Origin of the sequence: Stenotrophomonas sp. AS012628 (genome assembly GCF_010608305.1) — a bacterium.
GTDB lineage: Bacteria > Pseudomonadota > Gammaproteobacteria > Xanthomonadales > Xanthomonadaceae > Stenotrophomonas > Stenotrophomonas geniculata.
Genome location: NZ_VMBJ01000034.1, coordinates 37,189 through 51,270 on the forward strand (window position 1 = coordinate 37,189; position 14,082 = coordinate 51,270).

Annotated in this window: 15 protein-coding genes; 3 read left to right on the forward strand and 12 right to left on the reverse strand. The window is 66.1% G+C overall.

Going from position 1 to position 14,082, the window contains the following annotated elements; translation table 11 throughout:
* Positions 1-130: 130 nt before the first annotated feature.
* The 3 genes from G5A07_RS15010 to G5A07_RS15020 form a co-directional block, all read right to left on the reverse strand.
* Positions 131-547: a hypothetical protein gene (locus tag G5A07_RS15010; protein ID WP_049436684.1), complete on the reverse strand. Its 417-nt coding sequence runs from the start codon at positions 545-547 to the stop codon at positions 131-133.
* 323 nt (positions 548-870) lie between these two features.
* Complete coding sequence (locus G5A07_RS15015) at positions 871-2,220, reverse strand: HAMP domain-containing sensor histidine kinase (protein ID WP_191863525.1); 1,350 nt, start codon at positions 2,218-2,220, stop codon at positions 871-873.
* Positions 2,220-2,894 carry a response regulator transcription factor gene (locus G5A07_RS15020; RefSeq protein ID WP_043398654.1) on the reverse strand — a complete coding sequence of 225 codons (675 nt, stop codon included), beginning with the start codon at positions 2,892-2,894 and terminating at the stop codon, positions 2,220-2,222. The genes G5A07_RS15015 and G5A07_RS15020 overlap by 1 nt, the downstream gene beginning before the upstream one ends.
* Before the next feature lie 211 nt (positions 2,895-3,105).
* Here G5A07_RS15020 and G5A07_RS15025 point away from each other — a divergent pair, with 211 nt between their 5' ends.
* On the forward strand, positions 3,106-3,387 hold the full coding sequence (locus G5A07_RS15025; RefSeq protein WP_191863526.1) for a hypothetical protein: 282 nt from the start codon (positions 3,106-3,108) through the stop codon (positions 3,385-3,387).
* Positions 3,388-3,445: 58 nt separating this feature from the next.
* Here G5A07_RS15025 and G5A07_RS15030 read toward each other — a convergent pair whose 3' ends face one another.
* Both G5A07_RS15030 and G5A07_RS15035 read right to left on the reverse strand, forming a co-directional pair.
* Complete coding sequence (locus G5A07_RS15030; protein ID WP_191863527.1) at positions 3,446-5,587, reverse strand: TonB-dependent receptor; 2,142 nt, start codon at positions 5,585-5,587, stop codon at positions 3,446-3,448.
* Between the two features lie 74 nt (positions 5,588-5,661).
* Positions 5,662-6,306 (reverse strand): TetR/AcrR family transcriptional regulator, encoded by a 645-nt coding sequence (locus G5A07_RS15035; RefSeq protein ID WP_191863528.1) that lies wholly within the window; start codon positions 6,304-6,306, stop codon positions 5,662-5,664.
* An 82-nt stretch (positions 6,307-6,388) separates the two neighbouring features.
* Here G5A07_RS15035 and G5A07_RS15040 point away from each other — a divergent pair, with 82 nt between their 5' ends.
* Positions 6,389-7,912 (forward strand): FAD-dependent monooxygenase, encoded by a 1,524-nt coding sequence (locus G5A07_RS15040; protein ID WP_191863529.1) that lies wholly within the window; start codon positions 6,389-6,391, stop codon positions 7,910-7,912.
* An 8-nt stretch (positions 7,913-7,920) separates the two neighbouring features.
* Here G5A07_RS15040 and G5A07_RS15045 read toward each other — a convergent pair whose 3' ends face one another.
* The 6 genes from G5A07_RS15045 to G5A07_RS15070 all read right to left on the reverse strand — a co-directional run bounded on the left by G5A07_RS15045 (position 7,921) and on the right by G5A07_RS15070 (position 12,705).
* Complete coding sequence (locus tag G5A07_RS15045; RefSeq protein WP_191863530.1) at positions 7,921-9,624, reverse strand: PAS domain-containing sensor histidine kinase; 1,704 nt, start codon at positions 9,622-9,624, stop codon at positions 7,921-7,923.
* A gap of 181 nt (positions 9,625-9,805) precedes the next feature.
* Positions 9,806-10,123, reverse strand: a complete 318-nt coding sequence (locus G5A07_RS15050; RefSeq protein WP_239683722.1) for a hypothetical protein — start codon at positions 10,121-10,123, stop codon at positions 9,806-9,808.
* A 29-nt stretch (positions 10,124-10,152) separates the two neighbouring features.
* Positions 10,153-10,398 (reverse strand): hypothetical protein, encoded by a 246-nt coding sequence (locus G5A07_RS15055; protein WP_049413018.1) that lies wholly within the window; start codon positions 10,396-10,398, stop codon positions 10,153-10,155.
* A 125-nt stretch (positions 10,399-10,523) separates the two neighbouring features.
* Entirely contained in the window at positions 10,524-10,793 is a 270-nt protein-coding gene (locus G5A07_RS15060; RefSeq protein ID WP_049413019.1) for a hypothetical protein, read from the reverse strand.
* A gap of 103 nt (positions 10,794-10,896) precedes the next feature.
* A complete protein-coding gene (locus G5A07_RS15065) occupies positions 10,897-11,373 on the reverse strand; it encodes a hypothetical protein (RefSeq protein ID WP_019338173.1) in 477 nt (158 codons plus the stop codon).
* A 93-nt stretch (positions 11,374-11,466) separates the two neighbouring features.
* Positions 11,467-12,705, reverse strand: coding sequence for an NADH:flavin oxidoreductase/NADH oxidase family protein (locus tag G5A07_RS15070; RefSeq protein ID WP_049413021.1), 1,239 nt, complete (start codon positions 12,703-12,705; stop codon positions 11,467-11,469).
* A gap of 89 nt (positions 12,706-12,794) precedes the next feature.
* Here G5A07_RS15070 and G5A07_RS15075 point away from each other — a divergent pair, with 89 nt between their 5' ends.
* Entirely contained in the window at positions 12,795-13,274 is a 480-nt protein-coding gene (locus G5A07_RS15075) for a MerR family transcriptional regulator (protein WP_191863531.1), read from the forward strand.
* Positions 13,275-13,290: 16 nt separating this feature from the next.
* Here G5A07_RS15075 and G5A07_RS15080 read toward each other — a convergent pair.
* Positions 13,291-14,082: MFS transporter (locus G5A07_RS15080; RefSeq protein WP_191863532.1), on the reverse strand; the 792-nt coding region annotated here is incomplete at its 5' end.

Consider the following 14,082-nt stretch of genomic DNA (forward strand, 5'->3'; position numbering starts at 1 on the left):
CAGCAACCAGAAGAGACAGGTCATCGGGGGTCCTTGCGACAGAAGAGACACACGTCTGTCGGGGCAGACGTGGTTGGCCGTCGAGTCTCGATGCGCTGGGTTGCGCGAACCTTGCGGGGCGATCGTTGTGTCAGCGCGCGGCATGAAGAGCGAGCAGTGCCACGGCGATGAACTGCAGGGCGCTACCGAGAACCAGCAGTGCATTTCGCAGCCGGTGACCTGCGATGCGCGCAGTGCAGAGTTGAATCGCAGCACCGGCCAACAACCAGAGGAAGGTCGAAGCATGCAGCTTCGCCATTCCTGCACCGATGGTGATCAGCAGCGCACTGGCAATCATTATCCCAGCGGCATGGCCGTCCAGGGCGCGCAGCAGCGGTGGCGTTGGGTGCGGGGTTGCCGCCCGCCATGCCGCCAGCCCGTGCAGCGCGGCATGCACGGCAACGAACAGGAACACGGCCGCCGCCGCCGCGGTGCTCGCGTGCCGATACGTTGAAGCCACCAGCGCAAGGCCGGGCAGCAGCAGAAACAACGCGCCGAACAGTCGCATCAACACACCAGCGCGCTCGATATCGGGTACTGTCCGCAGCCAAAGCGGCCAATGTTGCAGGCCGGGCGCGCGGGCATTGTGTGGGCGGCGATTCCATGCGGCAGCCGTAAGTCCCGGCGAATTCCGCGGTGGCACAGTGCGTGCGGAAGGGGACGGTGGGGGAGCTCCCTGGGTCACATGCAGGTTTCCTGTCAGATAGGAACGCGGTGGCACGGCAGGTGCCACATCCCGATGCTGTCCAGCGAACATTGCCGCAACCTTGCCTGTCCTCGCTCCTGGCCACGCATGGACAGGCGCCAGTTACACAGGTGCATGCGATGTGTTCAGTGCTCCAGCGGTGGCGTGCTGGTCACGCCCGGATGCAATGGAAACTCGACACGGATCAATGCACCACCGCCAGGGGCATCCAGAATCGTGACGTGGCCGCCGTGGCGGTCGATCACCTGGCGCACCAGGTTCAGCCCCAGGCCCGCACCTGTCTGCCGCGGCCGCAACCGCTGGAAGGGTTCGAAAACCCGTTCGCGCTGGTCGACCGGTATGCCGGGGCCGTCGTCCTCGACCTCCAGGCAGCTGCCTTGAACGCGCACGATGATCTGGCGTCCACCATGTTCGGCAGCATTCAGTACCAGGTTGGAAATTACCCGCTCCACTGCGCCGGTCTCGCCGAGCACCGGGAAATGTGATTCCACCGCCACGGCTACGGTCTTGTCCGACTGGATCAACAGCGGCGCCAGATCGGCGGCCACCCGTTTGGCCACCCGCGCCAGGTTGATGGTTTCCTTAGGCCCGTCTTCGTCCATGCGGTGCAGATCCAGCAGCTGCTCTGCCAGCGTCGCCAGCCGCGCCACTTCCACGGCCAGGCTGCGCGAGGTGGCGTCGTCGGCCGCATCGACCTTTACCCTCAGAATCGCAATGGGCGTGCGCAGCTCATGCGCGGCGGCGGCGATGAAGCGGCGTTGCCGTTCGTGCCCCTCGTCCAGCCGCTCCAGTGCTTCATTCACCGCCGTCACCAACGGAGCGATCTCCACAGGCACAGCGGTTTCTGTCAGGCGGACACCGCGGCGGCTGGCGGAGATGTTGCGGGCTTCCTGGGCGATGCGCTCCACCCCGGCCAGGGCCCGTCTCACGATGATCGGTGTCAGGACGATGGTGGCCAGGCCCAGCAGCAGGAAGATCGGCAGGGTGATGATGTGTGCCGCCAGCGCCATCTGCCAGGTCAGCGTATCGGTTTCGCCATGGGCCATGATGGTCAGCTTGCCGGCCGGCCCGCTGTGCTGGCGGACCACGACGGCCAGGCCATCGCTGCGATCCCGTCCGCGCAGGTCGCCAAAGGGGATGCCATCCAGTGCGCCTACCAGCGAGGCATAGGCCGGCGGCACAGGCCCGAACGTTACGTGGTGGCCGTGCTCATCCTCGGCGATGAACCATGCACCGGGAACGATCTTCAGCAGTTCGGCCAGTTCCGGCGTGTTCTGCACGTACAGTTCGCCATTGCGGTCGCGGTGCACCGCGTCGGCAGCCACCGGCGCGAAGGTCTGGATGGTGTAGTAGCCACCGCTGTCGGCACGTATCAGCACCATCAGCAGCGCGAAGAACGCCACCAGCAACGCCAGCAGCTGATAGATCAGCGTTTTGACGATCAACGGGCGCTTCAGCGATGGACGACGCGCCATTACTTGGCTTCCCGCATCAGATAGCCGACGCCGCGGATGGCGTGTATCTCTACTCCTGCATCGGCATCGGCCAGCTTGCGGCGAAGGCGCGAGACATGCGAATCGAGCGTGTTGGAATGGATGCCGTCATCGAATCCATACACTGCCATCTCAATCGACTCGCGCAGTACGGTGCGGCCCAGCCGCCGGGCCAACGTGGCCAATACACGTATCTCACGGCGCGGCAGCTCCAGCCGTTGCCCGCCCACGCTGGCCTCGCCCGATGCCGGATCGAACACCAACCGGCCGATGCTCACCAGTTCCACCTGCATGCCGCTCGGCCGGCGCCCGGCAGCGCGGATGCGGGCGAACAGCTCTTCGAGTGCGAAGGGCTTGGCCAGATAGTCGTCCGCGCCCTCATCCAGGCCGGCGATGCGGTCCGGCAGCTGCCCCAGCGCGCTCAGCACGATGATCGGCACCCCGGGGTTGCGCTCACGCAACAGCGAAATCAATCCCAGTCCGTCGCCGTCGGGCAGGGTGCGGTCCAGCAATACCAGGTCGTGCGATCCGCACAGGGCCGCTTCGCGGGCCAGCGCCAGCGTGTTGGCCAGGTCCACCACGTAGCGCTCGCGCTGCAGGGCGGACTTCAGGGTAGCGGCCAGTTCGGCTTCGTCTTCGATCAGCAGGATGTGCATCGGCAGGGCTTGCGCAGGAAGGGGGCGTGGCGGGGCGGTTCGGCACGCGCCGGCACCGTATTACAGGAACATTGCGTGAACATGGCGTGCCTTCCCGATGTCCCGCAAGGCTGTAATGACGCGGGAAAGACCGCATGGGCGCAAGGTTCGCGCAATCCGGGCACTCCAGCCTTGGCGCTCTTCCGCTGATCCCCAGCCCCCTGGAGTACCCATGAAGTTGTTCGTTCCGTTGTTGTTCGTGGCCGCGCTGAGTGGCTGTACCACCGCCAGGATGACCGTTACCCCCGATGGCCGGCGCGGTGTCTCCATCGACTGCAGCGGCTCCAGCTCCTGGAGTGGTTGCTACGAAAAGGCCGGGCAGATGTGCCCAGGTGGCTATGTGGTCTTCAGCAAGGATGGCGACGAAGGCAATGCCATCGCGGTGGGCAACAAGAACGGCTTCACCTCCACCCAGATGGCCACCCGCTCGATGCTTGTGGCCTGCTCGCACTGATGCCGGGAGGGGAGGTGGGTAGCCACCTCCCCCTGTCATCATTGTTCGCAGCCCTGCCTCAGAAGCTGTAGGCCGCCTGCACATACACCCGTCGTGGCTCGCCGGGGAAATGCCCGTTGCGTTCGATGAAGCCACTGGCCGCGTACACCTTGTCGAACAGGTTCTTGACGTTGGCCTGGAACTGCCACTGTCTCCACGTGGTCTTCCAGCTCACGTCGAACACGGTGTAGGCCTTGACTGTCTGCCCATCCAGGCTGACGCGTTCGCCGACGTGATCGGCGCCAAAGCCGATGGCGGAGTTGATCGCCGGCAGGTCATAACGCGTCCACAATCCCAGCTTGTTGCGCGGCGCATTGGCGAATCGGTCGCCGGAGGCGTTGGTGATGCCATTCGGCCCGGCGTCCTTCACCCGCGCATCGTTGTAGGCGTAGGTCAGGTTCAGCACCCAGCGCTCGGTGAGGTCGGCCAGAAGGTCCAGCTCCATGCCGGTACTGCGTACCAGGCCCAGCGGGGCCAACTGGTTCACACCACCAATCACCTCGCCGGTGGCCTGCACGATGTTGCTGCGGTCGATCCGGTAGGCCGCCATGTTCAAGGTCACACGGTCGGCCAGCAGGGACTTCATGCCCACTTCCCACTGTTTGCTGCGTTCGGCATCGAACGGTCCGCCAGCGGCCGGGTTCTGGTTGGCGGCACTCTGCGGCACGAAACCACTTGCGACGTTGGCGTAGACATTCAGGCCCTCGCGCACGGTGAACGTGCTACCCAGCCGCCAGCTGAGATCATTGCCATCCACGCTGCTGCCACCCATGCGGTCCTCATCCTTGAAGCCATCCCAGCGCAGTCCGGCCAGCACATGCCAGCGTGTGCCCAGTGCCAGTTCGTCCTGCAGGTAGCCGCCATAGCGCTTGCTGCGGGTGGACGTGCTGCGCCAGGGCAGGGCCGCCAGGTTGTAGTCGTGCCAGGTACTGGCGCCGTACACGGGATTGAACAGGTCGATGCCGCGCACCGGCCCGGCGCCACGCGCAAGGTCAGCGCTGTTCGCGGTCTGTGCGGTGAAGTCCGCATCCAGCCGGTATACATCGGCGCCGAACAGCACCTTGTGCTCCACCGCGCCGGTGGTCACCCGCCAGACTGCATTGCCGTTGGCAGTGAATGCGTCGTTATCGCGGATCTGGTTGCGCAGCTGGCGGGTCATCCATTCGGCCACGCCATCGCGGTCACGATCGAGCAGGCCCATCGGCTCGTGGTACATCTGGTGCTCGTTGTTGCTGAACCAGCGGGCGGCGAAGTCCAGGTCCAGCGTGTCGAGCGGCGCGAAGCGGTACTGCGCCAGCGCCACCTTGGCGCGCATGTCGAGAAAGTCGCTGGCCTCGTTGTGGTTCCAGCGGCGGTCGGTCAGGAACGTGCCTGCATCGTTGACCGGCACGCCGCGCAGACGGTTGCCGCCAAGGTTCTGGGTGATGTCGGTGAACTGCAGCACCAGTTCGCCGGTCTGTCCGACGTCGAAGGCCAGCGAGGCATCGCCGATCACGCTCTCGCTGTCGGTGTTCCAGCGCACGCCCTTTTCATTGTCGGCATAGAGCCCGGCGCGATAGCGGACGCTGCCGGCGGCATTCAACGGCCCGGTACCCTCGATCGATCCGGCACGGAAGTCCTTGTCGCCCAGCTGGACCTCGATGCGGCGCTCGGCAGCGGCTTTGGGCTTGCGGGTCACGTAGTTGATGACACCGCCCGCATCACCCCCGCCATAAAGCGCGCCTGCCGGTCCCTTCAGCACTTCCACGCGCTCGATGTTGAACAACTGCGGCACCGAGAATCCTGCATACGGGTCGCCGCGCAGACCGTCATACAGCACGTTCTCCTGGCGGAAGCCGCGCAGGGTCACCCCGGCATAGCTGAAATAGCTGATGCCGCTGATGCTGCGATAGAGATCGGTTACCTGACGCGCCGCCTGGTCGTCGATCAGTTCACGCGGGATGACCTGGATCGACTGTGGGACCAGCTCCAGCGGTGTATCCGTGCGGGTGCCGACCGCAGCATCGTCCACCCGGTACAGCGCCTGTGCACGTCCGCGAACCTCGACCTTGTCCAGGTCCTTGGGCGCGGCAGTAGAGGACTCGGCAGCATGGGCAAGCGGTGCCAAGGGCAGGGTCAGTGCCAGGTACAGGGTGCGTTGCAGGGGTGTGCGAAGGGGCATTGGGGAGGGGCTATGTGTCTGCAAATGAGAAAGATTAGCATTTGCAACGCGTCGAAACCTATCCCCCGAATGCGCTATGGACGCGCGCCGGGGTCCGTATATGGGGTGCCCGCCAAGGCCACCAGTACCCCGGTGGCGCCGCGCACGATCAGCTGCAGCATGGCCTCGCGCGGGTCCTCGCCCTGCAGTTGGCTTGCCAGTCCTTTCTCATAGGCCGCCACCATCGACGCCAGCAGCATGGCCGCGCCCAATCGCGCTTCGGCGTCATGTCCGGGCCGGCCGACAGCGTTGGCCATCAATTGCGCCAGATCGTCAGTCAACTGCGCCTGCAGCCGTCGCGCGTGCGCGACCAGTACCGGGCTCTCCGCCACGGTGCCCCAGAAGGCGGCAGCACCGGCATTGATGCGCAGCAGTGGATGGCCCGCCTCCAGCAACTCGCGCACGAGTGACTGGAAGGCCATCAGCGGGGTCATTCCGCTGCGCGCCATCATGCCCTCGCGCAGCAGCGTGCGCGCCTCCTCATCGCGATCGAACACCAGGTCTTCCTTGCTGGCGAAGTAGTTGAAGACCGTCTTGCGTGAGACGCCCGCGGCTTCGGCGATCTCGGACATGGAGACGGCCTCGAAGCCCCGCCGGATGATCAGCTCGGTGGCGACGTCGGAAATCGCTTGTCGGGTCTCGGCTTTGCGTTGCTGGCGACGGCCAGGAAGCGGGGTCATGGGTGGTTCACGTGTAAAAACGTACACCGAGTGTAACATTTTTCCCGCCACAGCGCCGACCCGGCGCTCACAAGGAATCTCCATGCTGTACGACGTCGTCATTGCCGGTGCTGGCCCGGTTGGCTTGTTCCTGTCCTGCGAACTGGCCCATGCCGGGTGTTCGGTACTGGTGCTGGAACAGGCCGGGTCTGCTGATTCGCCGTTGAAGCGCCTGCCATTCGGGCTGCGCGGCCTGAACGTCCCCACGCTGGAGGCACTGGATCGGCGTGGCCTGTTGGACGCGGTCGTCGCGACTCAGGTGCTCAAGCCCGACAAGGGCGCGCCGCCGCTAGGCGCCGCCCATTGGCTGGCGCAACCGCGGGCGCTGGGGGGCCACTTCGCCGGCATTCCGTTTGCGTTGGACGACGTCGACCGCACGCGCTGGAGCTGGCGCCTGCCGACGCCAGTGGGCACTCAGATGGCGGTGGAGCTGCAGGCCCTGGAAACGGTATTGGCCGAACGTGCGATTGCGCTGGGCGTGCGCATCGAACGCGGGCGTGCGGTACAGGCGGTGGATGCGCACGAGGCGCAGGTTGCCGTGCACATCGGCTCCGGCAGGGTCCACGGCCGCTGGCTGGTCGGTTGTGATGGGGCCCGCAGCACGGTACGCAAGCAATCGGGCTTCATCTTTGCTGGAACCGGGCCGGAGTTCACCGGTTACACGCTGCTGGTCGAACTGGCAGATGGGTGTGTACTCACACCGGGCCGACAGTTCACCGATCACGGGATGTGCAATTTCAACCCGCCAGGCCTGCTGGCGCTGGCCGATTTCGACGGTGGCGCGGGCCATCGCACGCCACTGGACCGGCACTCCGCGCAAGCGTTGCTGCGGCGGGTGTCTGGCCGCGAGGCAACGATCACTGCATTGCACCTGGCCACGACATGGACCGATGCTGCGCGCCAAGCGACGGCCTATCGCAGCGGCCGTGTGCTGTTGGCAGGTGATGCCGCGCACATGCATTCACCGTTGGGCGGCCAGGGGCTGAACCTTGGCATCGGCGATGCGATGAACCTCGGTTGGAAGCTGGCCGCCGTAGTGGGGGGCAAGGCTGATGAGGCGCTGCTGGACAGCTATCAGTCTGAGCGCCATCCGGTGGGCACCAAGGTGCTGGACTGGTCGCGCGCGCAGGTTGCGCTGATGCGTCCCGGGGCCGGCTCGCGCGCGCTGGCAGCGATCATGGCCGACCTGGCCTGCACCCGCGATGGGGCCACGTATCTGGCCGAGCGGATCTGGGGTGTTTCGCAGCAGCTGGAACTTGGCGGAGAGCACCCGCTGGTCGGCAGGAGCGCGCCGGACTTCCGGTTGGCCGATGGCCGCCGCCTGGGCGAACTGCTGAGAGCGGGGCAGGGGGCGCTGCTTGTTTTCGACCCGGCGTCTTCGCCGCCGCAGCATGGCCAACGCTGGCAGCCTTCCATCGCCTGCGCCGCAGATACTGGAGATGTGGCATCGGGTCTGGGGGCGGTGCTGGTGCGCCCGGATGGCGTCGTTGCCTGGACCTGCGGCATAGGAGGAGATATGCCCGGCCTTGATTCGGCGCTTGCTTCCTGGACCGGTCCGACGCGGTGATCTGCCGGCTAAAGCGCAGTCACCATCGTCTGCGAGCGACGGCTGGCCTCGGTCATCACGGAGGCCAGCTGCTTCAGTGAGTAGGGCTTGCGCAGCAGCGTGAAACCGTGGCCTGGATCGCGGGCCAGCAGTTCGCTGTAGCCACTGGTGAGAATGATCGGAAGATCGGGCAGGCGGCTGCGGATGGTGCGGGCGAGATCCAGCCCATTGGTCCCGGGCATGACCACGTCGCTGAACACCACGTGGAAACGCGCAGCGTCGCGCTCGAGCTCCGCCAGTGCCTCGTCGGCATTGCGCGCGAGTACGACGTTGTACTCAAGCTCGCGCAGCGCCCCGACTGCAAACTCGGCCACATCCACGTTGTCTTCCACCACCAGTACGCACAATCCGTGGCCATGCAGCAGCCCCTGTTGCGTGGTCGGCAGCTCGATGGTGGCGTTTTCCTGCGCCAGCGGCAGATACAACGTGAAGCGCGTACCGACACCGGCCTGGCTCTGTACGTCCACTTCGCCCTCGGACTGCTTGACGAAGCCGAACACCTGGCTGAGGCCAAGCCCGGTGCCCGCGCCCACTCCCTTGGTGGTGAAGAATGGCTCGAAGATCCGGTCCACCACGGACGGATCGATACCGGCACCGGTGTCGCTGACGCTGATCGCAGCGAAGTTGCCTTTCATCGGCGCCGCGAACCGCACGGAAGGCACCGATGTCAGCTGTTCCACATCGATCGTCACCTTGCCGTGGCCGTCAATGGCGTCGCGCGCGTTCACCGCGATGTTGATCAGTGCGGTGTCGAGCTGGGTCCGGTCTAGCAGTACCGGCAACGGGGCGTCGGGCAGGTTTACTGATACGGAGATGCGCGCACCCAGTACTGTGGTGATGATGTCTGAAAGCGCGCGCACGCTCTCGCAAAGGTCGAACACCTGCGGCGACAGGCTCTGTCTACGCGAGAACGCCAGAAGCTGGGCGGTCAGGCGAGTGGCGCGATCAGCGGCGGTTTCGATGGCCTGTACATAGCGCAGGCGCGCATCTCCGGCTGGCCAGGTATGCAGCAGCATGTCCACGGAGCCGGTGATGACCTGCAGCAGATTGTTGAAGTCGTGTGCAACGCCGCCGGTCAGCTGGCCGATGGCCTCCAGCTTCTGCGACTGCCGCAGCTGTTCGCGGGCGCGTACCAGTTCAAGGTGGGCCTCGCGTGCCTGCTCGGTGATGGCCGCTACCTGGCGCGTGTGCCGGTCGCGCTCGATCACCCGTTCGGTCTGCTCGCTGACGACGCAGATGATGCCGGCCACGCCTCCGCAACCGGCACGCAGCGGCGAGTAGGAGAACGTCCAGAATGTCTCGCGCAACGTGCCATCACGGTCCATCATCAACGGCATGTTCTTGAAACTGCGGCTCGTGCCGCCGAAGGCGTCGTTGACAGCATCGACGACGTCGGCCCAGACGTCCGCCCAGACGTCTTCCAATCGGCTGCCCATGGCGCCGTGCAGCTTGCCGCCCAGCATCGGCAGGTAGGCATCGTTGAAGAAGAACGCCTTGTTGTCGCGGCCCCATGCGATCCACAGCGGCTCCGGACAATCCAGGATCATCGCCAGCAGAGCGCGAAGTTCGGGAGTAGCGTTGGCGGCGTCGGCGGAACGGGCCCAGTCGCTGTCCTGCAGCAGCCGGTAGGCGAGTTGATCGGGTGCCGAGACAGGAAGGGGGAAGGGATGCATGGCCGTGCGCGAAGAAAGGTGCCGCAGCTTAGCCGAGGTGATGTCATTGCGCTCTGCACAGGTCCTGCGCCCTGGCCGTCATCGGCCCTTCGGGCCGACGAGGTGGCTCACGGGGCGGCCTCTGACTTCACCATCATCCCTGCGCCAACAGCCTGCGTCATGGCACCGTCGTATTCCAGCCTCAGACACCCAGAAGCGAATTCACCTGCCAATCGGCAACCCGCGCATGGCTCACCGCCTGATGACTGCCGCATCCATCGCAGCGGAACAAGGCACCGCCCGGCAGCTGGACCAAGTTGTCTTCGCTGGCCGAGCGGGTTTCAGAACAATGCCGGCAGATGACAGTGAGCGCCGTAATGCGCTCCACTCCGCCAGACAGGTCGAACACAGCTTCAAAGGCATGGATGACAGGGTGACCAGTGGCCGGCATCGGGAAAGTCGTCGCGGTGGGGGAGGCCTTATCCTGCCCTTCTGATCGTGACGGGCTGGTCATCCGCATGCATCGGAACGATCAAGATGCCAGGCGGCTCAGAGATCCTTCTTCCTGCCGCTCAGGTCGATCGGCCTGTCACTGCCCTTGCGCTCGCTCGACCACACTTCCATGCCCTTGTTGCAGCGGCTCTCGCGGGCAGCCACTTCGGGCGGCAGGTCCTTCAGATGCGGTGATTCCTGGCAGGCCTGATGCATGTTGCTGTCGTCATAGGTGGCACAGGCGCTGAGCGAGGCCAGGGCAACGGCGGTGAGGGAGGCGCGAAGCAGGGGCTGCAGGGTCATGGGGAGGTCTCGGGTGGTGCCGGGTTGGCCATGGAATTCAAATCCGTGACCCCGGGCACGCACAATCCGACCAACCGCACTTGTTATTCTATAACAGATGCGCGATAGTCCGGCGCCTGCTGCTGTCAGGCGACGCAGATCATCAGCACCATGCTCAGCGCCAGCATCAGCACGAATACGCGCCGGCTCAGCGCAAGGCAGGCCAGGCAGGCGGCCAGTGCCCAGGCAGCCAGCAGCGCGCAGGCCAGCAGCCACAGCCCGATCACCATCAAGGATCCACTCGCCAGTGCGGACAGTGCGATCGCCTTGAACAGCGTCACGCCCAACACACTGCCGAGTACACCGGCCTGAAGGGCGATGGCATCGTGACGGGCAGGGGCGGGTGGGTGGTGCATGTCGGCGGCGTTCGTTCGCTGCAAGGGAGGCGCAGCCACTGTGCCCGACGGCATATCCACGCCATGTGTTTTTCGCGCACGCGATGCGAAGCCGGCGCAGGCTTCAGTCGAACTCGCCCTCGGCCGACTCCAGCCGTTGCCGGTAGGCCGCCCGATGCTGATACAGGCGCTGGCACTCGGCGGACCTGTGGATCCGGCTGGCCGGTTCGTTGGCCACGGCGTCGCACATTCTTGCGATGTGGTTGTTGGACGCCAGTTCGGTCACGAAGAACACGGCGGTGATACCGGTACCGAGCAGCACCACGTAGAGCAGGCGGCTGAGCCAGCGCGTGCGCTTGCGCTCGAAGTGCTGCTGGAGGGTCAGGTCGAAGCGGATGATGCTGAGCACGATCCAGATGATCGCGACCAGGAAGCAGAGGGGGGGCAGCAGGCCACGCCAGAGCCCGGCCTCGTAGACCGATTCGTTGTAGTGGACGGCCGCGCCGGCACCGGCGATGGCGATGGCAAGTGCCCAGTTGCGGCCCAGCGAGAGCAGGTCGTCGAGCAGCTTCTCGCGGTTCCTGGTCGATCCTGCTGCCACGTGGCTTCCATCTCCAAGTTGCGACCGGCGGCGGAGTGCCGCCGATCCTGCAGATGGTGGAGCATCGCTGCGGTGATGAGAAGTCCGCGCGGCTCAATGTGCGATGACGCGGGCGCCGATCCAGCGCCGGTAGCGGCGGGTCCGACACTTTACGTCCGCCTGTGCCAGCAGCAGTGCCCAGGCCGGTGAGATACCGGGCGCGGTGGGGCGGTGCCGGCTCAACCGGCCCAGCTGATACTTCACTGCGGCCATGTGCGCGCTGGCCGCCAGCGGCTTGCTGCGCCAGTTGATGTTGCGCAGTGTCGGCACCGGGTCGCGGCCCTGCTGCCAGTGCTGCGGCAGATCCGGCTCGATCGCCAGCGCGGTGGCGATGCCGACCATGGCCACGCCGCTGGCCAACACCTGTTCTGCCACTTCGCGGCGGCGGATGCCGCCGGTGACCATCAGCGGCATCGTTGCCACCGTGGCGATCTCGCGTGCGAATTCGAGGAAGTACGCTTCGCGGGCCACGCTGCGTTCGTCGCGTGCGGCGCCGGTCATGGCCGGTGCTTCATAGCTGCCGCCGGACAGTTCGACCAGATCCACGCCGAGGGGCGCCAGCATCTCCACCACGGCGCGCGCGTCCTCGGGCGAGAAGCCGCCCCGCTGGAAGTCGGCGGAGTTGAGCTTCACCGCCACCACGAAGGTGGGCGCCACGGCCGCGCGCACCCCCTGCACGATCTCCAGCAGCAGGCGCGCGCGGTTGTGCAGGCTGCCGCCCCAGCGGTCATTGCGTTGGTTCGACAGCGGCGACAGGAACTGGCTGAGCAGGTAGCCGTGCGCAGCATGGATCTCCACCCCGCTGAAACCGGCGCGCTCAGCCAGCTCGGCACTGCGGATGAAGCGCGCGATCACCGCGTCGATGTCGTCCTCGGTCATCGCCTTCGGCGGTGCGAACTGCTTGGACAGCGCGCCCATCTGCAAAGCAACGGCTGACGGCGCGAGCGCGGGTTGGCCGAGTGCGGCCGGCATCTGCCGCCCCGGGTGATTGATCTGCATCCACATCTGCGCCCCCCGCGAGCGGGCAGTGTCCGCCCAGGCGGTGAAGCGGTCGAGGTGACGATCGTCTTCCAGTACCACGCCGCCCGGCCCGGTCATGGCGCGCCCATCGACCATCACGTTGCCGGTGATGATCAGTCCGGCGCCGCCGTCGGCCCAGCGCTGGTACAACTGCAGCAGCGCTTCGGAGGGGGCGTGGTCGGCATCGGCCATGTTTTCCTCCATCGCCGCCTTGGCGATGCGGTTGCGGATGACGGCACCGGAGGGTAGTGCCAGGGGCGAGAACAGCGACATCGGACAGCTCCAGGACAGGGGAATGGCGCTACGCTAACCTTCAAGTTTGATTGAAGGTCAACAGGTTCCGATGTCGAGGATTCAGGCAGATGAAGATCGGTGAGCTGGCCCGGCGCACGGGTCTGGCAGCGTCGCGCATCCGCTTCTACGAAGAGGCCGGGTTGCTGGTGGTCCAGCGGCAGGCCAACGGCTACCGCGACTACCCGGAGCAGGCGGTGCTGCTGCTGGAGCTGATTACCGGTGCGCAGCGCGCCGGCTTCAGCCTGGAGGAGATACGCGCCTTGCTGCCACCGGACATGGGCCAGTGGCAGCACGACGCATTGATCACGATGCTGCAGCAGAAGGTGGCCGACATCGAGGCGCTGCAGTTGCGGCTGGCACAGAGCCGGGCGCACCTGCTGGCCCTGATCGAGGACATCCAGGCGCGGCCGGAGGGCATCGACTGCGCGGCCAACTCGCGGCGGGTGCTGGAGCGCGTCAAGCGCGGTGAGCTGGCGCGCCCGACACTTGCGGCCGGCGATACGGCGTTGCTGCGGCCGGATCGCCGCCGCCGCGCGGGCAGCAGCTGACGATCCGGCGCGAAGGTCAGTGACTGCCCACGCCGGCTGTCTTGCGCTTCCTGTCCAGCATCACCGCCACGCACCACAGCAGCAGGCCGCCGATGGCAGTGGCGGCACCGACATAGCCGGTGCTGGCCGGGCTGAAGCCGGCACTGATCGCCATGCCGCCCAGCCACGGCCCGAGCGCATTGGCGGTATTGAAGGCGGCATGGTTGGAGGCGGCGGCCAGGGTCTGTGCTTCGCCGGCCACGTCCATCAGGCGCGTCTGCAATACTGCGGCCAGCGCGCCCATGGTGCCGACGGTGATGATCATCGGACCGATGGTCCACACCGACTGCGCGGCCAGCGGATACAGCAGCAGCATCACGATCGACCACAGCAGCACCACGGCGGCGGCCTTGAAGTGGAACTTGTCGACCAGCCAGCCACCGGCGATGTTGCCGATGATCGCGCCGATGCCGAACACGCCCACCGCCAGCGGCATCCACGATTCGGCCACGCCGGTGACCTGCACCAGGGTCGGCGCCAGGTAAGTGAACACACAGAACATGCCGGCGAAGCCAACGGCGCCGATCGCCAGCGCCAGCCACACCTGGGTGGTGTTGAAGGCGCGCAGTTCGCGCATCGGCGAGGTACGAACCTCGTCCGGGTCCGGCAGCAGGAAGCGCGCGATCATCGCCACGGTGGCGATGGCCAGCACGCTGACCAGGGCAAAGGCGGTGCGCCAGCTCAGCTGCTGGCCCAGCCAGGTGGTCAGCGGATTGCCGACCAGGATCGCGATCGACAGGCCCAGCAACACGCGCGACATCGCCTGGCC